General features: G+C 68.9%; 15 protein-coding genes, 2 tRNA genes and 1 pseudogene. 7 read left to right on the top strand and 11 right to left on the bottom strand.

Translation table 11 applies throughout. The features are described from left to right. Nucleotides 1–84: 84 nt before the first annotated feature. Nucleotides 85–1,062: a hypothetical protein gene (locus tag K9S39_RS29135; protein ID WP_248866315.1), complete on the top strand. Its 978-nt coding sequence runs from the start codon at nt 85–87 to the stop codon at nt 1,060–1,062. 109 nt (nt 1,063–1,171) lie between these two features. On the opposite strand, the gene clpX is transcribed toward K9S39_RS29135, so the two are convergent. The 5 genes from clpX to K9S39_RS29110 all read right to left on the bottom strand — a co-directional run bounded on the left by clpX (nt 1,172) and on the right by K9S39_RS29110 (nt 5,983). Next, nucleotides 1,172–2,455, bottom strand: coding sequence for an ATP-dependent Clp protease ATP-binding subunit ClpX (clpX, locus tag K9S39_RS29130; RefSeq protein ID WP_248866314.1), 1,284 nt, complete (start codon nt 2,453–2,455; stop codon nt 1,172–1,174). A 195-nt stretch (nt 2,456–2,650) separates the two neighbouring features. Beyond that, nucleotides 2,651–3,328: an ATP-dependent Clp protease proteolytic subunit gene (locus K9S39_RS29125; RefSeq protein ID WP_248869016.1), complete on the bottom strand. Its 678-nt coding sequence runs from the start codon at nt 3,326–3,328 to the stop codon at nt 2,651–2,653. 67 nt (nt 3,329–3,395) lie between these two features. Beyond that, a complete protein-coding gene (locus K9S39_RS29120) occupies nt 3,396–3,998 on the bottom strand; it encodes an ATP-dependent Clp protease proteolytic subunit (RefSeq protein ID WP_248869015.1) in 603 nt (200 codons plus the stop codon). Nucleotides 3,999–4,287: 289 nt separating this feature from the next. After that, on the bottom strand, nt 4,288–5,688 hold the full coding sequence (gene tig, locus K9S39_RS29115) for a trigger factor (RefSeq protein WP_248866313.1): 1,401 nt from the start codon (nt 5,686–5,688) through the stop codon (nt 4,288–4,290). 218 nt (nt 5,689–5,906) lie between these two features. Further along, nucleotides 5,907–5,983, bottom strand: a tRNA-Pro gene (locus tag K9S39_RS29110). A 158-nt stretch (nt 5,984–6,141) separates the two neighbouring features. Here K9S39_RS29110 and K9S39_RS29105 point away from each other — a divergent pair. After that, nucleotides 6,142–6,212 (top strand) — tRNA-Gly (locus K9S39_RS29105). 151 nt (nt 6,213–6,363) lie between these two features. Here the strand turns inward: K9S39_RS29105 and K9S39_RS29100 are convergent. Further along, a complete protein-coding gene (locus K9S39_RS29100; protein WP_248866312.1) occupies nt 6,364–6,729 on the bottom strand; it encodes a cupin domain-containing protein in 366 nt (121 codons plus the stop codon). 153 nt (nt 6,730–6,882) lie between these two features. Between K9S39_RS29100 and K9S39_RS29095 the strand changes: the two genes are divergently transcribed. Beyond that, entirely contained in the window at nt 6,883–7,275 is a 393-nt protein-coding gene (locus K9S39_RS29095) for an arsenate reductase family protein (RefSeq protein WP_248866311.1), read from the top strand. Here K9S39_RS29095 and K9S39_RS29090 read toward each other — a convergent pair. Then, nucleotides 7,272–7,466, bottom strand: a complete 195-nt coding sequence (locus K9S39_RS29090) for a hypothetical protein (RefSeq protein ID WP_248866310.1) — start codon at nt 7,464–7,466, stop codon at nt 7,272–7,274. The two genes, K9S39_RS29095 and K9S39_RS29090, sit on opposite strands and share 4 nt — an antisense overlap. 639 nt (nt 7,467–8,105) lie before the next feature. Here K9S39_RS29090 and K9S39_RS29085 point away from each other — a divergent pair. Continuing rightward, the gene (locus K9S39_RS29085; RefSeq protein ID WP_248866309.1) at nt 8,106–9,272 is read left to right on the top strand and encodes an acyltransferase family protein; all 1,167 of its coding nucleotides are present in this window, start codon (nt 8,106–8,108) and stop codon (nt 9,270–9,272) included. Nucleotides 9,273–9,431: 159 nt separating this feature from the next. Here the strand turns inward: K9S39_RS29085 and K9S39_RS29080 are convergent, their stop codons facing one another. The 3 genes from K9S39_RS29080 to K9S39_RS29070 all read right to left on the bottom strand — a co-directional run bounded on the left by K9S39_RS29080 (nt 9,432) and on the right by K9S39_RS29070 (nt 12,289). Further along, nucleotides 9,432–10,538 (bottom strand): PP2C family protein-serine/threonine phosphatase, encoded by a 1,107-nt coding sequence (locus K9S39_RS29080; RefSeq protein ID WP_248866308.1) that lies wholly within the window; start codon nt 10,536–10,538, stop codon nt 9,432–9,434. 357 nt (nt 10,539–10,895) lie between these two features. Next, complete coding sequence (locus K9S39_RS29075; protein ID WP_248866307.1) at nt 10,896–11,732, bottom strand: Fpg/Nei family DNA glycosylase; 837 nt, start codon at nt 11,730–11,732, stop codon at nt 10,896–10,898. Between the two features lie 71 nt (nt 11,733–11,803). Next, complete coding sequence (locus tag K9S39_RS29070; protein WP_248866306.1) at nt 11,804–12,289, bottom strand: ribose-5-phosphate isomerase; 486 nt, start codon at nt 12,287–12,289, stop codon at nt 11,804–11,806. Nucleotides 12,290–12,502: 213 nt separating this feature from the next. Between K9S39_RS29070 and K9S39_RS29065 the strand changes: the two are divergent. Beyond that, nucleotides 12,503–13,968 (top strand): annotated as a pseudogene (locus K9S39_RS29065) (amino acid permease). A gap of 496 nt (nt 13,969–14,464) precedes the next feature. Here K9S39_RS29065 and K9S39_RS29060 read toward each other — a convergent pair. Next, nucleotides 14,465–15,097, bottom strand: a complete 633-nt coding sequence (locus tag K9S39_RS29060; RefSeq protein ID WP_406708034.1) for a biotin transporter BioY — start codon at nt 15,095–15,097, stop codon at nt 14,465–14,467. A gap of 309 nt (nt 15,098–15,406) precedes the next feature. Here K9S39_RS29060 and K9S39_RS29055 point away from each other — a divergent pair, with 309 nt between their 5' ends. Continuing rightward, nucleotides 15,407–16,837 (top strand): amino acid permease, encoded by a 1,431-nt coding sequence (locus K9S39_RS29055; protein WP_248866305.1) that lies wholly within the window; start codon nt 15,407–15,409, stop codon nt 16,835–16,837. A 330-nt stretch (nt 16,838–17,167) separates the two neighbouring features. Beyond that, nucleotides 17,168–18,610, top strand: coding sequence for an amino acid permease (locus tag K9S39_RS29050; protein WP_248866304.1), 1,443 nt, complete (start codon nt 17,168–17,170; stop codon nt 18,608–18,610). The last annotated feature ends 154 nt before the right edge of the window (nt 18,611–18,764 follow it).

The following is an 18,764-nucleotide window of genomic DNA, read 5'->3' as shown; positions in this document are numbered from 1 at the left end:
GCACCGGCTGTCGGGGGCGTCGGGGAAGATGTCGGCAACGTATAAACATCAGCTGCCGTCAGTTGTCACGAGGGGAACCGCTCCATGAGCTACAACCAGCCGCCGCCCGGCCCGTACGGCCAGCAGCCGCAGCAGCCCGGCCCGTACGGCCAGCCGCAGCCGCCGGCTCCGCAGCCCGGGTACGGCTACCCGCAGCAGGGCGGACCGGTGCCCCCGCAGCAGGGTTACGGCTACCCCCAGCAGCCTCAGCAGCCCGGCCCCTACGGCCAGCAGCCGCAGCAGGGCGGCCCGGTGCCTCCGCAGCCCGGGTACGGCTTCCCCCAGCAGGGCGGCCAGCAGACGCCGTACGGCACCATCCCGCAGGGCCCGCCGGAGAGCGGCGGCAACGGCAAGAAGATCGGCCTCATCATCGGCGCGATCGCGGCCGTCGCGGCCATCGGCGTGGGCGCGTACTTCGTGTTCGGGTCGGGTGACGATGTGAAGCCGTACACGATCGAGCTGAAGGACTCGCTGCTCGGCGGGGAGTTCAAGAAGGCGTCCGGCTCTGGCGACGATCCCGAGGACCTCACGGACGACAAGCAGGCCAAGGCGATGGGGATCACGGAGAGCAAGGGTGTTGCTGCCGCGTACACGAACAGCAGCAAGCTCCAGTTGAAGGTGATCGGCGCCTACGGCAAGGTCGCCGACCCGGAGGCCGCGGTGGACCAGATGTTCGCCAAGATGGAGGAGGGGATGGAGAAGAGCCTCAAGGGCAGGGACTCCAGCGAGAACAACATGAAGCTGGAGACCGCCACGGGGCCCACCGACTACTCGCCGGACGGCTTCGACGGCGCGGTCCTGAAGTGCAAGGTGCACAAGATCACCGCTGGGGGAGGCGGAGTGACCCTCTCCTTCAATGCCACCACCTGCATCTGGGGCGACAACAGCGCGGTCGCGATGGTCTCGACGACTGACGTCCCGTCGCGGACCAACCCCGGCCAGATCGAGGCACACGCCCCCGGTGCCGAGCAGCTGGCGGAGAAGACCGCCAAGATCCGCGACGAGGTCCGCAAGGAGAAGTAAGGCGCGGCGGCCCAGCTGAGCCGCCGCACGTCATGACGGAGCCGCCCGGCAGCGCTCTCGCTGCCGGGCGGCTCCGCATGTCTGTGGCTCCGTATATCAGGGACGCGCGTTACGCGCTCTTCTCCTGCGGCTCCCCCGAGTCCCCCCGATTCCGCGGAACGAGTGTCGGGTTCACATTCGAGTGAACGACGTCCTCGGTGATGACGACGCGGGCGACGTCCTTGCGGGACGGGACCTCGTACATGACCGACATCAGGACTTCTTCCATGATGGCGCGCAGGCCGCGGGCGCCGGTGCCGCGCAGGATGGCCTGGTCGGCGATGGCCTCCAGGGCCGGGCGGTCGAAGTCCAGCTCCACGCCGTCGAGTTCGAAGAGTCGCTGGTACTGCTTGACGAGGGCGTTGCGCGGCTCGACGAGGATCTGCAGCAGGGCCTCGCGGTCGAGGTTGTGGACGGAGGTGAGGACCGGGAGGCGGCCGATGAACTCCGGGATCATCCCGAACTTCACCAGGTCCTCCGGCATGACGTCCTGGAGCTGGTCCTTGGCCTCGATCTCGCGCTTGGAGCGGATGGTGGCGCCGAAGCCGATGCCCTTGGCGCCGGACCGGGCCTCGATGATCTTCTCCAGGCCGGCGAACGCGCCGCCGACGATGAAGAGGACGTTGGTGGTGTCGATCTGGATGAATTCCTGGTGGGGGTGCTTGCGGCCGCCCTGGGGCGGTACGGAGGCGGTGGTGCCCTCCAGGATTTTGAGGAGCGCCTGCTGGACGCCTTCGCCGGAGACGTCCCGGGTGATCGACGGGTTCTCGCTCTTGCGGGCGACCTTGTCGATCTCATCGATGTAGATGATGCCGGTCTCGGCCTTCTTGATGTCGAAGTCCGCGGCCTGGATCAGCTTGAGCAGGATGTTCTCGACGTCCTCGCCCACATAGCCGGCCTCCGTCAGGGCGGTGGCGTCGGCGAAGGCGAAGGGGACGTTCAGCATGCGGGCGAGCGTCTGCGCGAGCAGGGTCTTGCCGGAGCCGGTGGGGCCGAGCAGCAGGATGTTGGACTTGGCGAGCTCGATGCCGTCGTCGCCGCGGCCGGTGCCGTTCTCGCCGGCCTGCACCCGCTTGTAGTGGTTGTAGACGGCGACCGAGAGCGCCTTCTTCGCGGCCTCCTGGCCGACGACATAGCCGTTGAGGAACTCGTAGATCTCCCGCGGTTTGGGGAGTTCCTCCCAGCGCACCTCGGAGGTCTCGGCGAGTTCCTCCTCGATGATTTCGTTGCAGAGGTCGATGCACTCGTCGCAGATATACACACCAGGTCCCGCGATGAGCTTCTTCACCTGCTTCTGGCTCTTCCCGCAGAATGAGCACTTGAGCAGGTCGCCGCCGTCACCGATGCGTGCCACGAGGTGCTTCCCCTTCGCCTGGGATCCGCATTGCTCCGCGGACCCGGGTGCTTGCCTATCGACGGTACCTTGCCGGGCCCCCCGTACGGGCCCCCCTTGGACCGACTCGGTTCAGTCGTTCATCGGCCGGTCCGGCCGATCCAAGGGAGCGACGCTCCGGCTCACTTCGCGAAGATCGCTGTTCGGGCGAATCCGCTATCCGATGGAGACGGACGACTTCCGGGTGGAGACGATCTGGTCGATGAGGCCGTACGCCAGGGCCTCCTCGGCGGTGAGGATCTTGTCGCGCTCGATGTCCTCGCGGATCTTGTCGACCGACGTGGAGGAGTGCTTGGCCAGCAGGTCCTCCAGCTGGGAGCGCATCCGCAGGATCTCGTTGGCGGCGATCTCCAGGTCGGAGACCTGGCCGCGGCCGGTCTCGCTGTACGGCTGGTGGATCAGCACACGGGCGTTGGGCAGCGCCATCCGCTTGCCCGGGGTGCCGGCGGCGAGCAGCACGGCCGCGGCGGAGGCCGCCTGGCCCATGCACACCGTCTGGATGTCGGGCTTGACGAACTGCATCGTGTCGTAGATGGCCGTCAGGGCGGTGAAGGAGCCGCCGGGGCTGTTGATGTAGACCGAGATGTCGCGGTCCGGGTCCATCGACTCCAGGCACAGCAGCTGGGCCATGACGTCATTGGCCGAGGCGTCGTCGATCTGCACGCCGAGGAAGATCACGCGCTCCTCGAAGAGCTTCGCATACGGGTCGTACTCGCGCACGCCCTGTGAGGTGCGCTCGACGAAGCGCGGAACGATGTAACGCGACTCGGCCGTGGGGCCCGTGTACTCGGACCTGGTGCGCTCGTACGGGCCGCTGCCGGGGAAGTTGTTCATCGTGGTGTTCACCGTCCTGGTGGCGATCAAGTGGGCTGGGGTGGCTGTGGGGCGAGTGGTACCGGGCTCAGGCCCCGGTGCCGCCCCCGCCCGGAACGCCTGCGGCGGCGGCCATCACGTCATCGATGAGGCCGTACTCCTTGGCCTCATCGGCGGAGAACCAGCGGTCACGGTCGGAGTCGTGGATGATCCGCTCGACGGTCTGACCGGTGTGGAAGGCGGTGAGCTCCGCCATCCGCTTCTTGGTGTGCAGCAGCCGCTCGGCGTGAATCTTGATGTCCGACGCGGAGCCGGCCAGACCAGCGGAGGGCTGGTGGATCAGGATCTCCGCGTTCGGCAGCGCGAAGCGCTTGCCCGGGGTGCCCGCGCTCAGCAGGAACTGCCCCATCGAGGCGGCGAGGCCCATGGCGATGGTCACGATGTCGTTCTTGATGTACTGCATCGTGTCGTAGATCGCCAAGCCGGCCGAGATCGAGCCGCCCGGGGAGTTGATGTAGAGGTAGATGTCCTTGTCCGGGTCCGCGGCGAGGAGAAGCAGCTGCGCGGTGATCTTGTTGGCGATGTCGTCGTCGACCTGCTGGCCGAGGAAGATGATCCGCTCGCCGAGCAGCCGGTTGTAGACCTGGTCGCCGAGGCCACCGATGGTCGGCTCAGTGGCGGCGGAAGGCATCGGGATCGTCACGTGTCCACCTGCTCGTTGTCGGACGGCCGGGGCGGCCGTCTCAGCGTCGTCTTCTGGGGCGCGGGGACCTGCGCCCGGTGGTGCGCCGGCGCGGTTTCAGGGACTCCCCTGCCCTCGTATCTACGGACCCTAACGCGCAGGTCGGACAACGCCATCCCGCATTGAGAACTGTTCGCTGTGAGCGCAGGCTCACCGGTCCGGTATGACATACGGGCCCGAACACGCGGGCGTGCGTGTTCGGGCCCGTACGGTAGGAAACGGGTGCGGCCGCGGAGGCTCAGGCCTCGGGCTTCTCCTCGGCCGGGGTCTCGTCGGCGCCCTCGGCGGTGGCGACGCCCTCCTCGGCGACGGCCTCGACGGTCTCGTCCTCCTCGTCGAGGTCGACGGCCTCGCCGTTGGTGTCCTTGACCGTGGCGGCCTCGACGACCACCGCGAGCGCCTTGCCGCGGGCGACCTCGCCGACGAGCATCGGCACCTGACCGCCCTCGACGACGGCCTGGGCGAACTGGTCGGGAGACATGCCGGAGGACTGCGCGCGGCGCATGAGGTGCTCGGTGAGCTCCTCCTGGCTGACGTTCAGCTTCTCCTTGTTGACCAGCTCGTCCAGGATGAACTGGGTCTTGATGCCCTTCTCCGCCTGCGCCTTGGTCTCGGCGTCGAACTCTTCCTCGGTCTTGCCCTGGATCTCCAGGTACTTCGCGAGGTCGAGGCCCATCTGGCCGAGCTGGTGGTTCACCAGGTTGTGCTTGCGGGTCTCGACCTCGTCCGCGAGCAGCTTCTCGGGGATCGGCACCTCGACGAGCTCCAGGAGCGCGTCCAGGACCTTCTCCTGGGCCTGGGTGGCCTGGTCGTACTTCTTCATCTGGGCGAGGCGCTTGGCGCTGTCGGCGCGGAGCTCCTCAAGCGTGTCGAACTCGCTCGCCAGCTGTGCGAAGTCGTCGTCCAGCGCGGGCAGTTCACGGGCCTTGACCTCGGAGACCTTGACGGTGACCTCGGCCTCCTCGCCCTCGGCGGAGCCGCCCTTGAGCTCGGAGGTGAAGGAGGCGCTGCCGCCGGCCTCCAGGCCCTTCACGGCGTCGTCGATGCCTTCCAGCAGCTCACCGGAGCCGATGGTGTAGGAGACGCCGTGGGCGACGCCGTCCTCCAGCACCTTGCCGTCGACCTTGGCCTCCAGGTCGATCGTCACGACGTCGCCGTCCTGGGCGGCGCGCTCGACCGGGCTGGTCGAGGCGAAGCGCTCGCGGAGCTGCTCGACGGACTTGTCGATGTCCTCGTCCGACACCTCGACGGCGTCGACCTCGACCTCGATGCCGGAGTAGTCCGGGATCTCCAGAGTGGGACGGATGTCGACCTCGGCGGTGAAGGCCAGCAGCTCGCCGTCCTTCAGCTCGGTGATGTCGACGTCGGGCTGGCCGAGGACGTTCAGCTCACCCTCGTTGACCGCTTCGGTGTAGAACTTCGGGAGCGCGTCGTTGACGGCCTCCTCCAGCACGGCACCACGGCCGAACCGCTGGTCGATGACGCGGGCCGGGATCTTGCCCCGACGGAAGCCCTTCACCGTGACCTGCTGGTTGATCTTCTTGTACGCCGCGTCGAGGCTGGCCTTGAGCTCCTCGAAGGGCACCTCGACAGTGAGCCGAACCCGGGTCGGGTTCAGGGTCTCCACGGCGCTCTTCACGGTTCGGTCTCCTTGGGGCTGACTTCTGGGGTTTTGCCTGAGATCTTCCGGCACCCGGCGATGCGGGCCCGGCCGACCGCACCCGCTATACAGAGACATACGGGCACGCAGCTTGCATAGTAACCGCAAGGAGGATGACGCCCACAACGCGATCTTGAACAGTCAGCGGCCCGGCTGCCGTGGCTCACGGCGGGACTGTGCCTCTGGCGTGAAAACGCTGGTCGGGGTGGCCGGATTCGAACCGACGACCTTCCGCTCCCAAAGCGGACGCGCTACCAAGCTGCGCCACACCCCGTCGGTGCGACACGTAGGGTACATGGCCGCAGGCAGTACGGCTGCCAGTTGTCCGGGACACCGTTCCGAGGGGGGTGCCGCGGGGGATGCGGTGTGCGGCGCACGGCCGCGACCCGCTAGGATGCACTGCGTGCCGAGGTCCTGCGACCTGCGGCGCTCGCGGGCGTAGCTCAATGGTAGAGCCCCAGTCTTCCAAACTGGCTACGCGGGTTCGATTCCCGTCGCCCGCTCCGTATGGCAAAGGGCCAGGTCAGAGGAGGTTTCCGGACTTCCTCGACCCGGCCCTTGTTGTTGTGGTGACTGCTTTCTCGTTGGTGTGGCGGCTGTTTCCTCGCCGCGATCCCTCTTGCTGTCGCTGTCGCGCGCCGTGCTGTCCGTACGTCACGCGAGCTGTGACTTGAGGTGCTCGATCACCGCGTCGCACTCCGTCGTCGGTGAGAAGTGCAGATACTCGCAGTCCTCCAGCGCTTCCGGGGCATGACCGGGCGGCCAGTAGAACGCCTGCCTCGGCTGGTAGACCTCCTCGCCGCTCGCGGTCCGCATCCTGAGCCGCCCCTTGAACAGATATCCCCAGTGGGGGCACGGACACCGGCCGTCCGGGAGGCCCTTGAAGGCCGGCGCCAGGTCCGTGCCCTTGGCGAGCCGCACGAAGGCGGCGGACATGCCGCCCCCGATCTCCTGGACGCGTACGTCCACGCTCTCCCCCTCGATCGCGACCGGAGTGTCGACCCACGCCGTTGCCGTCATGACTCCTCCATGGCCCGGCCGCTGCCGGAGCCCGGCAGGGCCGCCGCTTCCAGTCTGGCGCCGGCCCCGGTGACATGCGACATACGCCGGGCGCCCCGGGAGGACCGCGCGCCGGCCCTTCGCACCCGTGGTGCGGGTCAATAAGGTGGCGGCATGGAGATCTGGCTCAATCCCGCGTGTTCCAAGTGCCGTTCCGCCGTGCGGATCCTCGACGAGGAGGGCGCGGCGTACACCGTGCGCAGGTACCTGGAGGAGCCGCCGACGGCGGACGAGCTGCGCGACGTCCTGGAGCGGCTGGGCCTGGAGCCATGGGAGATCACCCGGACCCAGGAGGCCGAGGCGAAGGAGCTGGGGCTCGGGGCGTGGGAGCGCACGGAGGCCGGACGCGAGCGGTGGATCGCGGCGCTGGCGGCGCATCCCCGGCTGATCCAGCGGCCGATCATCACCGCGGACGACGGATCGGCGCTGGTGGGCCGGAGCGAGGGGGCCGTCCGGGACGCACTGGGGCGGACCGGGGGCGGGACGGCCCGCGGGGTCGGCGCCTAGAAGCTGATGTGATTGATCGTGTCCGCCACGGAGTTGAAGAACCGTTGGATCGACGGCGCCATGCCCGTGGACGCGAGGAAGAAGCCGAAGAGGACCGCGACGATCGCCGGGCCCGGCTTGATCGAGTTTCCGCGGATCAGTACGACCAGCACGATCCCCAACAGCAGCACCACGGACAGCGATAGAGCCACAACTGATCACACCCTCGGTCGGAACGCCTCACCGGCCCCTGGGGGCATGCCGCTCACACCCCCGTGGCCCCATCGTGCCACCAACCTTCTTCCCGCTGCAGGCGGGTGACGAATCATCGGCCAACGCTTTGCCCGGTTTCCGCCGCCGGCGGCCGTGTGACCGGGCGGGAGGCGGCGAGCGGGAGCGGGCCGGGCGCTCGGCCGGGGGAATTCCGAGACCGACGTCACACCAATATTCCGGCCTGATCATTTATCTCCGGGGCGGCGGGCGATAGGGATCGCGTATCCGTGCAGCCGGTCCGCGTACCGGTGAATTCCTTTTCCATGGCGTGCGTCACGCATTCGGAGGCTGTTGAGGCCCCACCGGATCCATACGGACATAACATTAAGGAAATGGACATTCCTGCCGAGCCGTCCGCGGGGGATACCGCCTGACTCAAGGGGACTTACGAGCACAAAGCCGGGCAGCTGAGTGGCGTCCCTCGGTCCCGCGGCGCGGGACCGAGGGGGTTCGCGCGGGAAACTCTTTCCATTCTTCGCGGCCTTTATGTGCCCGGTATGAGCGGCGGCATCTGGCGAAATAGAGAATGTTGTGGCAACGGTTTTACGCATTCGCCGCGCCCCGCTATGGTGCGTCAGATGTTTCCCCCTGCGCCGACACCTCGACGAGAGCTTCCGCCCGCCAAGGAGGCAGCGGGTGCCGACCGGACGGCGCGCGCCGCCGAGCAGTCGGCCGGGCCGGAGGAGGCGTCGGCCGCCGCGCCGAGGCCCGGCCGGGACGCGTTCTTCGACAACGCGAAATACCTGGCCATCGTCCTGGTGGCGATGGGGCACGCCTGGGAGCCGCTGACCGGGGGCAGTCGCGCCGCCGAAGCGCTCTACATGCTCGTCTACACCTTCCACATGCCGGCGTTCATCGTCATCTCCGGCTATTTCTCCCGCAGTTTCGACATGCGGAAGGACCGGCTGCAGCGGCTGGTCACCGGCGTCGCGGTCCCGTACATCCTCTTCGAGACGGCGTACGCCTTCTTCAAGCGCTGGGCGGACGACGATCCCGGGCACCCGATCAGCCTGCTCGATCCGTGGTATCTGACCTGGTTCCTGGTGGCCCTGTTCGTCTGGCGGCTGACCACCCCGCTGTGGAAGATCGTGCGGTGGCCGCTTCCGCTCGCGCTGTGCATCGCCGTGCTGGCGTCCGTATCACCGGACATCGGAGACGATCTGGACCTCCAACGGGTGCTGCAGTTCCTGCCGTTCTTCGTGCTGGGGCTGGTACTGCGGCCGGAGCACTTCAGGCTGGTGCAGCGGCGTGCGGTGCGGATCGCGTCGCTGCCGATCTTCGCCGCCGCGCTGGTGACGGCGTACTGGGCGGCGCCCCGGATGAGCTCGGCGTGGTTCTACCACCGGGACAGCGCACAGGAGTTGGGCACCACCTGGTGGATCGGTCTGGTGATGACGCCGGCCCTCTTGGGCTGCTCGCTCGTGATGGTGGCGTGCTTCCTCTCCTGGGTGCCCAGGCGGCGGATGTGGTGCACCGCGCTGGGCGCGGGGACGCTCTACGGCTATCTGCTGCACGGCTTCCTGGCCAAGGGATCACGGTTCTGGGGCTGGTTCGACGACAACGCATGGCTGCACACGCCGCTCGGTGAGATCGCGGTCACGCTGATCGCGGCGGTCATCGTGACGGCCCTGTGCACACCGCCGGTCCGTAAGGTGTTCCGCTTCGCGATGGAGCCGACGATGGACTGGGCGTTCCGGAAGGACCCGGCGGACACGGCACGGACACGGGAGCGTGCCGGCGGGTGACGGCGTGACGTCATGGTGGCGTGACGTCACGACTGTATGACGTCGTGGTGGCGTGACGCCGTGGTGGCGTGGCGTGATGTCATGCCGAGGCGGCCGCGGTGCGGGGCGGCGAGGCCGGCTTTCACTCATCCGGGTGAATTCCCGTACGGCGCTGCGCGGCTACCCGTCCCGGCAGATCAACAGCAGCGCCCGGTCGTCGTTGACGTCCTTGGCGACCGCCTCGATCAGATGCCAGGCGGCGCCCGCGAAACCGCCGTGGACATAGCGTTCCGCCTCGCCGGTCAGCCGGTCCATGCCCTCCGCGAGATCGCGGTCGGCGGACTCGACCAGGCCGTCGGTGAACATCATCAGGACGTCACCCGGCCGCAGCGTCCCCTTCACCGAGTCGAACTGGGCCCCGTCGTAGACCCCGAGGAGCGGGCCCTCCCCCGTCTTCTCCTCCCAACGGCCGGTGCCCGCGCTGAGCTGGAGGGCCGGCACATGGCCCGCGGAGAGGAGTTCGTAGTCGCCGGATTCCAGGTCGAGGACGAGATGGATGGAGGTCGCGAACCCCTCTTGCCAATCCTGGCGCAGCAGATAGCCGTTGGCGGCGGGGAGAAAGCCGTGCGGCGGCAACGAGCCGAGCAGTCCGCCGAACGCGCCGGACAGCAGCAGGGCGCGGGAGGCCGCGTCCATGCCCTTGCCGGAGACATCGGTCAGGACGACTTCGAGGATGTTGCCGCCCTGGGTGCGGGAGGCCACGACGAAGTCGCCGGAGAAGGACTGGCCGCCGGCCGGGCGCAGCGCCATCTCGCTGTGCCAGCCCTGCGGCAGTTTGGGCAGTTTGCTCTGTACCCGGATCCGCTCGCGCAGGTCGAAGAGCATGGTGCCGCCCCGCCGCCAGGGGACCCCGACCCGGCTGCGGAACTGCGCGATCAGCAGCCCGAACAGCCCGACCGCGGCGACGACCAGGACCGTGCCGGGTGTGATCCGGTCCGGTCCTTCGTCGTACGGCCCGAACAGCGCGGCCTCGACGATCAGCGCACAGGCGGAAGCCCCGTACAGCACCAGGAGGTTGGCGGGGCGCAGCAGCAGTCCACCGGCGATCACCGGGAGGACCAGGGCGGTCGGGGCGAACCAGTCGGAGTGCCACAGGGTGCCGGTGGCGATGGTGGCGATGGCGATGAGCAGTGCCACCAGCGCCGGCCAGTCGGAGCCGTCACCGCGGAAGTAGTCGACGCCGGCTTTGCGCACGCCGATGCGGGCCCGGTGCAGACCTTTGTGCATCCGTGCCGTCAGAGGTTCCGTTCCCGGGCCGCTTGCCATTGCTCTGGGACCCTATCCACCCGTTCGGCGGTGCGTCGATTCGCCGCACGTCGCTCCATTGAATTGCCGGGAAATCGCGTTCGACATGCGGTCGCGCTGCCGGAGATCATCCGGCCGGGAGTGGCGTGGGACGTCAGAATTACTGCTGCTTCATCGGTGCCGCACGGTACCGAATGGGGCATGTGGTACGGGGAGTTGGGCGTACGGCGGGGCCGGGGTGGGCCGGACGTGCACCGAGCCCGGGGGACGTACGGCGAGTCGGATGAATGGGGCATGTCGGATGGTCTCTGATTCTGCTGACGGTGGGCGCCCGGCCGGTCAGCCCCGGCCGGCGCCCCTCGCCGGCTGGCAGGTCGGGCACCAGAAGAGATTGCGGGCGGCGAGACCGGCGGTGCGGATCTCGCCGCCACAGATATGGCAGTGCCCGTTGGCGCGGCGGTACACATACACCTCGCCGCCGTGGTCGTCGACCCGCGGCGGGCGGCCCATGGCCTCGGGCATGTGCTCGGGGCGGACGGTGTCGATCCGATTGTGCCGGACGCCCTCGCGCATCAGGAACACCAAGTCGGCCCAGATGGCGTCCCATTCGGCGCGGGTGAGGTCGCGGCCGGGGAGGTACGGGTCGATGCCGTGCCGGAAGAGGACCTCGGCGCGGTAGACGTTGCCGACGCCCGCGATGACCTTCTGGTCCATCAGCAGCGCCGCGATGGTGGTACGGCTGCGGGCGATCCGCCGCCAGGCGCGCTCGTCGTCGTCCGCGGGGCGCAGCGGGTCGGGGCCGAGCCGGTCGTGTATCGCCTGCTTCTCGGCGTCGGTGATCAGGGCGCAGGTGGTCGGCCCGCGGAGGTCGGCGTATCCGGACGGGCCGGCGATACGCAGGCGCACCGTGTCGGTGGGCGGTGGTGCGGGGGCGCCGCCGAAGCCGAGTTTGCCGAAGAGGCCGAGGTGGATGTGGACCCAGCGGTCCGCCCCGTCCGGACCGAAGCCGAGGAAGAGGTGCTTGCCGTGGGCGTCCGTGCTCGCCAGCACCTGGTTGTCGACGAGGGCCGCGCCGTCGGAGAACTTGCCTTGCGGGCTGGTCGCCCGGATGCTCCGCCCGAGGAAGCGGTCGGCGTAGTCCGCTGCCGAGCGGTGGATGGTGTGGCCCTCGGGCATCGGTGCTCTCCAGTGGGCGCGCCCGCCCGTCCCGGTGGCCGGGGCGGGCGGGCGACGGCGGTGTGCGGCGGTCAGCCCTGCGGGTGGTGGGCCGGGATGGGCGGGAGTTCGCCGTTGGTCTCGTACGCCGAGAGCATGTCGATACGGCGGGTGTGGCGTTCCTCGCCCGAGTAGGGGGTACTGAGGAAGACCTCGATGAACTTCGTCGCCTCGTCCTGGGTGTGCATCCGGCCGCCGACCGAGATGACGTTCGCGTTGTTGTGCTCGCGGCCGAGCCTGGCGGTCTCCTCGCTCCAGGCCAGCGCGGCCCGCACGCCCTTGACCTTGTTGGCGGCGATCTGCTCGCCGTTGCCGGAGCCGCCGATCACGATGCCGAGGCTGTCCGGGTCGGCCGCGGTCTGCTCCGCGGCGCGCAGGCAGAACGGGGGGTAGTCGTCCTGTGCGTCGTAGATGTGCGGGCCGCAGTCGACGGGCTCATGGCCATGGGCCTTGAGCCATTCGACGAGGTGGTTCTTGAGTTCGAAACCTGCATGGTCGGAGCCGAGGTACACGCGCATGCGATGAGTGTGGCACGGGCGGCGCGAGGCGGACGCCTCCGGGTGCGCTTGCGGTTTTGCGTACGGAATCGCGAGTGGACCTTGCGTACGTATGCGTTGCGGGCGACCTTTCAGTGTGTCATGCAACGATCTGGCTTCAGTCCTTCCAATCCATGGGTTGACGAAGATCTAATGCTGGGGTTCCAATCCGTGAACCACACAAGGACGGTGCACATGGGCGCGCACCCCACCACCAAAGCGGCCCCCGCCGCCGGAGAACCCGGTGCCGGACCCGACGGGGGGCAGTCGCAGGACGGGCTGCAGGCAGGACTGAAGAACCGCCATCTGTCGATGATCGCCATCGGTGGGGTCATCGGCGCCGGTCTGTTCGTGGGCTCCGGGGCCGGCATCGCGGCCGCCGGGCCCGGCGTTCTGTTCTCGTACGCGCTGACCGGGCTGCTGGTCGTGCTGGTGATGCGCATGCTGGGCGAGATGGCCGCGGCCTCCCCCGCCTCCGGGTCGTTCTCCGCGTACGCGGACCGGGCGCTGGGCCGCTGGGCGGGCTTCACGATCGGCTGGCTGTACTGGTTCTTCTGGTCGGTGGTGCTGGCCGTCGAGGCGACCGCCGCCGCGGCGCGATTCTCACCGGCTGGGTCCCGGCCGTCCCGCAGTGGGCCTGGGCGCTGATCGTGATGATCGTGCTGACCGGCACCAATTTGATTTCGGTGGGCTCGTTCGGCGAGTTCGAGTTCTGGTTCGCCGGAATCAAGGTCGTCGCGATCGTGGTGTTCATCGTGGTCGGCGCATTGGCGATATTCGGGCTGCCGCCGGGTGATCACGCGGTCGGCATGGCGAATCTGACCGGGCACGGCGGATTCCTGCCCAACGGTCCCGGCGCGATTCTGTCCGGCATGCTGCTGGTGGTCTTCTCGTTCATGGGCAGCGAGATCGTCACGCTGGCGGCGAGCGAGTCGCCGAATCCGGTGCAGGCCGTCCGTAAGGCCGTGAACAGCGTGATCTGGCGCATCGCGATCTTCTACATCGGCTCGATCGCGGTGATTGTGACGCTGCTTCCGTGGAACGACCCGGCGGTGCTCAAGAGTCCGTATGTGGCGGTGCTGGAGTCGCTGGACATTCCGTACGCGGGCACCGTGATGGACATTGTCGTGCTGACCGCGGTGTTGTCGTGTCTGAATTCCGGGCTTTACACGGCCTCGCGGATGGCGTTCTCGCTCGGTGAGCGCGGCGATGCGCCCAAGTCGTTCAAGACGGTCAACAAGGGCGGTGTGCCGGCGGTCGCGATCTGGGCTTCGGTCGCCTTCGGCTTTATCGCGACCATCTTCAGCTATACGTCGAAGGACACGGTCTTCCAGTTCCTGCTGAATTCGTCGGGCGCGGTGGCACTTTTCGTGTGGCTGGTCATCTGCTTCTCGCAACTGCGGATGCGCCGGGTGCTCGAACGGGAGACGCCGGAGCGGCTGACGGTGCGGATGTGGCTGTACCCGTGGCTGACGTACGCGACGATCGGGCTGATCGTCTTCGTCATCGGCTATATGTTCTACGACCCGGACGGGCGCGAGCAGATGGTGCTGTCGGTGGTCGCGGCCGTGGTGGTGCTGGCGGTCGGGCTGGTGCTGGAGCGACGGCGGCCGCGGGAGTCAGGGGGACGGGACTCAGGGGGAGTTGAGCGGGTCCCTTAGGGGGAGGGGGCTGTGCCGTGGGGGAAATCCCTTAAGGGTCGCGTGGGCCCCCTGCAGGGCCACAACGTGGTGGGGCGGGGCGGTATTCCCCGTGAGCGGGCGGGATTGTCCGGGCGGCTTTTCCTGGGCGGCATTCCCAATGAGGCGGGCTGGTGGGGCGGTTGTTCCCCTCGGGCTGATGGGTCGGTTGTGTCCGCTGGGTCGGTTGTGTCCGCCCGGCCCGGTGGGGCGGTTGTGTCCAACCGGGCGGCATACGAAGACGTCCACCAGACGGCGTACGAAGGCGTCTCCCAGGCGGCATACGAAGACGTCCACCAGGCAGCGCATGAAGACGTCCATCCGGGCAGCCACACGCAGACGAGGACGGGCCCGCACCATTCAAGCGCGGGCCCGCCCCCTGGCATTGAGCACCTCGGCCATTAATTGAGGCCCCCACGGCGAGCGACCACCTCCGCGAAAGCGATGGGGTCCCCCGCGCCTTGAGCGTGGGGGAGGTTCAGCCGCGAGAGCTGCCGAGCTTCCAGGCCGTCGGCAGCGCGCCCATGGCCAGCGCCGCCTTCAACGCGTCGCCGATCAGGAACGGGACCAGGCCGACCGCGACCGCCTGGCCGAGCGGCATGCCCGTGCTCAGGGCGAGGTAGGGGACGCCGACTGCGTAGATGATCGCGGTGCCGACGGCCATCGTGGCGGCGGTGCGGAGCACGCCGCGGTCACCGCCCCGGCGGGCCAGCGCGCCCACGGCGGTGGCGGCGAGGAACATGCCCACGATGTAGCCGAACGTGGCGCCCGCGCCGGAGGTGCCGCCCGCGAACCACGGCAGGCCCACCAGGCCGACAAGGGCGTACAGCGCGAGGGAGAGCAGACCGCGGCCCGCGCCGAGCGAGGCGCCGACCAGCAGGGCGGCGAAGGTCTGACCGGTGACCAGGACCGGGGAGCCGGGGACCGGGACGGCGATCTGGGCCGCGATGCCGGTGAGCGCGGCGCCGCCGAGCACCAGTGCCGCGTCACGCACACGGGCACGGGAGGCGGTGGCGGCCGGCAGCAGATCGGCGAGGACCGCGCCCATGGGGGTCCCCCCGTGCGAAGCATGGGGGAAGGTGCCGGGGCGGGTGCGGACGGCAGTGCTCATCGGGACTCCGCGAGGTGTGAGAGGGATCCGGGACAGGACGGACGCGTCGACGTTAGTCCAGCGGGCCACCGGCGATCATCGTGTGGCTGTCACAAAGCCGCACCGGCCCGCTTGGAGAGTTCCGAACAACCGCCGGAATGCCGGGCCATGGTGGTGGGGCGGATGTCGTCGCAGGTCACGTGATGCTCATCACGGCCGATGCCCCGTCATGGCGCGGGTTTTGTGGTAGCGCGCGGGGTGCGGTGAAACTGGGGGCGCCCCGAGGACACCTGTGGGGTTCCCCCAAACAGCTTGCGAGAGTACGAGCCCATGCACGACGCACCGACCACCGCCGGGAAGACCGCTCTCGGTGAGGGCGCCGGCGAGCGAGAGCCGCTGTCCGCCGGGCTCAAGCAGCGCCATCTGACGATGCTCGGGCTGGGCGGGGTGATCGGGGCGGGCCTGTTCGTGGGCTCCGGCGCGGGGATCGCGGTGGCCGGGCCCGGCATCGTGCTGTCGTATCTGATCGCGGGCGCACTGGCCATGCTGATCATGCGGATGCTCGGCGAGATGTCGGCGGCGCTGCCGTCCTCGGGCGCGTTCTCGGTGCACGCGGAGCGGGCGCTGGGCCGCTGGGCAGGTTTCAGCGTCGGCTGGCTGTACTGGTTCCTGCTGGTGGTGGTGCTGGCGGTGGAGGCGACCGGAGCGGCGCGGATCGCCAACGGGTGGGTGCCCGCGGTGCCGCAATGGGGCTGGGTGCTGGTCTTTATGATCGTCTTCACCGTCGCCAACCTGGCGGCGGTGAAGAACTTCGGCGAGTTCGAGTTCTGGTTCGCGGCGCTCAAGGTCGCCGCGATCGTGCTGTTCCTCGCGCTGAGCCTGTTGGCCGTCTTCGGGGTGCTGCCGGATACTCATCCGGTCGGCCTGACGAACCTCACCGGGCAGGGCGGACTGCTGCCCAACGGCTGGGCCGGGGTGGTCTCCGGGGTGCTGGCCGTGGTGTTCGCCTTCGGCGGGCTGGAGGTGGTGACCATCGCCGCCGCCGAGTCGGACGATCCGGCGCGCGCGGTCGGCCGGGCGGTGCGCAGCGCGGTGTGGCGGATTCTGTTCTTCTACGTGGGGTCGATGCTGGTCATCGTGACGCTGCTGCCGTGGTCGTCGATGCGGCCGGGCGAGAGCCCGTATGTGGCGGTGCTGGACGGCATCGGGGTGCCGGGCGCCGGCCAGATCATGAACATCGTGGTCTTCGTGGCGCTGCTCTCGGCGCTGAACGCCAATCTCTACGGCTCGTCACGGATGGTCTTCTCCCTGGCCGAACGGGGCGAGGCGCCGCGCGCGCTGCTGAAGGTGTCGGACGGCGGGGTGCCGCGCCGGGCCGTACTGGCCTCGGTGGCCTTCGGGTTCGTCTCCGTGCTGCTGAATCTGAAGTGGCCGGATTCGGTCTTCCTCTACATGCTCAACGCCGTTGGCGCGGTGCTGCTGTTCGTCTGGGGGCTGATCGCCGTCTCCCAACTGCGGCTGCGTCCGCGTATCGAACGCGAGGCGCCGCGGACGTTGACACTCCGCATGTGGGCCTTCCCGTATCTGACCTGGGCGGCGCTGCTGGGAATGGCCGGCGTCCTGGTACTGATGCTGATCGATGACGCGGCCCGGCCGCAGCTGCTGTGGTCGGCCGGGGCGACCGCCGCGGTGCTGGCCGTCGCGGGCGTACGCGAACTGCGGGCGCGCCGCGCAGGCAACCCGGCGGCGCCCCCGAGCTGACGCCGGACCCGGCGGCGCCGCCCGAGCCGGACCTCGCACCGTGCCGTATCGGCCGCACACCGCGCCGCAATCGACACGTTGTCAGGCACGGACAGTAACGATCTCGTCTGAATACCGAACATTCGTTGCACGGATGTTGCCCTGAGCGGACACCGGCACTCAGACTTAGCGCGTTTTACCGAGGACCCCGGAACCGAGCCGTCGACAGCCCTGCGTGACCCCGCTGTCCCGGCGGGGGTCCATGGGCCAGGCCGCCACCGTCGCGCAGGCCGCAGCCCCGGAGAACGCAGTATCGCCCCGCTCCGCCTCACCTACTGGGACAGGTACGACATGAATCGGACACCCTCGTCCGCCGCGCCCGCGCGCGAGCAGACCGACGCGGACCCGGGCGCCGGCCAGGACCGCGGCTCCTCGCTGTCCAACGGCCTCAAGCAGCGCCATCTCTCGATGATCGCCCTGGGCGGGGTGATCGGCGCGGGCCTGTTCGTCGGCTCCCGCGAGGGCATCGCGGCCGCCGGCCCCTCGATCGTGCTGGCCTTCGCGATATCCGGCGCCCTGGTCATGCTCGTGATGCGGATGCTCGGCGAGATGGCCGCGGCCAATCCGGCCTCCGGCTCCTTCTCCGTGCACGCCGAGCGCTCGATCGGCTCCTGGGCCGGCTTCACCGTCGGCTGGATGTTCACCACGCTGCTGTGTGTGGCGGTCGCCGCCGAAGCGCTCGGCGCCGCGGACATCATGACCCGCTGGTTCCCGGGCACCGATCCCTGGATGTGGGTCCTGCTGTTCATGGTGATCTTCACCGGTACGAACCTGGCGGCGGTGAGCAACTTCGGCGAGTTCGAGTTCTGGTTCGCCGCCCTGAAGGTCGCGGCGATCGCCCTCTTCCTGGTCCTGGGCCTGCTCGCCATCTTCGGTGTGCTTCCCGGCACCGACGCGCCGGGCACCACGCACCTCACCGGCGACGGCGGCTTCCTGCCCCGGGGCGTCGACGGCCTGATGATCGGCCTGCTGGCCTCGGTGTTCGCCTACGGCGGGCTGGAGACGGTGACCATCGCGGCCGCCGAGTCCAAGGACCCGGTCCGCGGTGTCGCCCGCGCGGTGCGCACCGCGATGTGGCGGATCGCCCTCTTCTACGTCGGCTCGATGGCGATCATCGTCACCGTCATCCCGTGGAACCACGCCTCGATCGCCGAGTACGGCCCGTACGTCGCGGTGCTGGACTATCTGCACATCCCGGCGGCCGGCCAGATCATGAACGTGGTCATCCTGGTGGCCCTGCTGTCCGCGATGAACGCCAATATCTACGGTTCGTCCCGGATGGCGTTCTCGCTGACGGCCCGTGGCCAAGGCCCGAAGCTGCTGGCCACGGTGAGCGGCGGGGTGCCGCGCCGCGCGGTGATCCTCTGCTCCTCGTTCGGCTTTCTCGCGGTCCTCTTCAGCTTCTGGTGGCCGACGACGGTCTTCCAGTGGCTGCTCAACATGGTCGGCGCGGCCGTCCTGGTGGTGTGGGGCTTCATCGCGGTGGCCCAGCTGCGGATGCGACGGCAGCTGGAGCGCGAGGCGCCCGAGCGGCTCGTGGTGAAGATGTGGGCCTTCCCGTTCCTGACGTGGGTGGCGCTGGCCGGTGTCGTCGTGGTGCTGCTGCTGATGCTGCGTGATGAGAGCCAGCGCATACAGCTGCTGTTCACCGGCGGCTTCGCGGTGGTGCTGACCGCGATCGCGCTGATACGGCAGCGGGCGCTGCCCAAGGGTGCGGAGACGCCCGAGAAGTAGGGCGCGAGACCCCGCACGAGAAGCAGGGCGCGCACACCGCAACGCCTCCCCGGCACAAGGCGGGGCGGGACCTCGGTCCGAGGTCCCGCCCCGCCTTACGTCTTTGGGACCAGGACGGTCCCCACAACCGGTCAAAGATCACTCCTGCTGGTAG

It is taken from the genome of Streptomyces halobius (assembly GCF_023277745.1).
GTDB classification, from domain to species: domain Bacteria; phylum Actinomycetota; class Actinomycetes; order Streptomycetales; family Streptomycetaceae; genus Streptomyces; species Streptomyces halobius.
Note: the sequence above shows the minus strand (reverse complement) of the source record. Positions and strands in the feature narration are given on the sequence as shown.

Excerpts from the sequence above, each read along its gene's own strand:
- K9S39_RS29135 (WP_248866315.1), top strand. The coding sequence starts at position 85 with ATGAGCTACAACCAGCCGCCGCCCGGCCCGTACGGCCAGCAGCCGCAG.
- K9S39_RS29125 (WP_248869016.1), bottom strand. The coding sequence starts at position 3,328 with ATGAACAACTTCCCCGGCAGCGGCCCGTACGAGCGCACCAGGTCCGAG.
- K9S39_RS29120 (WP_248869015.1), bottom strand. The coding sequence starts at position 3,998 with ATGCCTTCCGCCGCCACTGAGCCGACCATCGGTGGCCTCGGCGACCAG.
- K9S39_RS29100 (WP_248866312.1), bottom strand. The coding sequence starts at position 6,729 with ATGACGGCAACGGCGTGGGTCGACACTCCGGTCGCGATCGAGGGGGAG.
- K9S39_RS29095 (WP_248866311.1), top strand. The coding sequence starts at position 6,883 with ATGGAGATCTGGCTCAATCCCGCGTGTTCCAAGTGCCGTTCCGCCGTG.
- K9S39_RS29085 (WP_248866309.1), top strand. The coding sequence starts at position 8,106 with ATGTTTCCCCCTGCGCCGACACCTCGACGAGAGCTTCCGCCCGCCAAG.
- K9S39_RS29080 (WP_248866308.1), bottom strand. The coding sequence starts at position 10,538 with ATGCACAAAGGTCTGCACCGGGCCCGCATCGGCGTGCGCAAAGCCGGC.
- K9S39_RS29075 (WP_248866307.1), bottom strand. The coding sequence starts at position 11,732 with ATGCCCGAGGGCCACACCATCCACCGCTCGGCAGCGGACTACGCCGAC.
- K9S39_RS29070 (WP_248866306.1), bottom strand. The coding sequence starts at position 12,289 with ATGCGCGTGTACCTCGGCTCCGACCATGCAGGTTTCGAACTCAAGAAC.
- K9S39_RS29060 (WP_406708034.1), bottom strand. The coding sequence starts at position 15,097 with ATGAGCACTGCCGTCCGCACCCGCCCCGGCACCTTCCCCCATGCTTCG.
- K9S39_RS29055 (WP_248866305.1), top strand. The coding sequence starts at position 15,407 with ATGCACGACGCACCGACCACCGCCGGGAAGACCGCTCTCGGTGAGGGC.
- K9S39_RS29050 (WP_248866304.1), top strand. The coding sequence starts at position 17,168 with ATGAATCGGACACCCTCGTCCGCCGCGCCCGCGCGCGAGCAGACCGAC.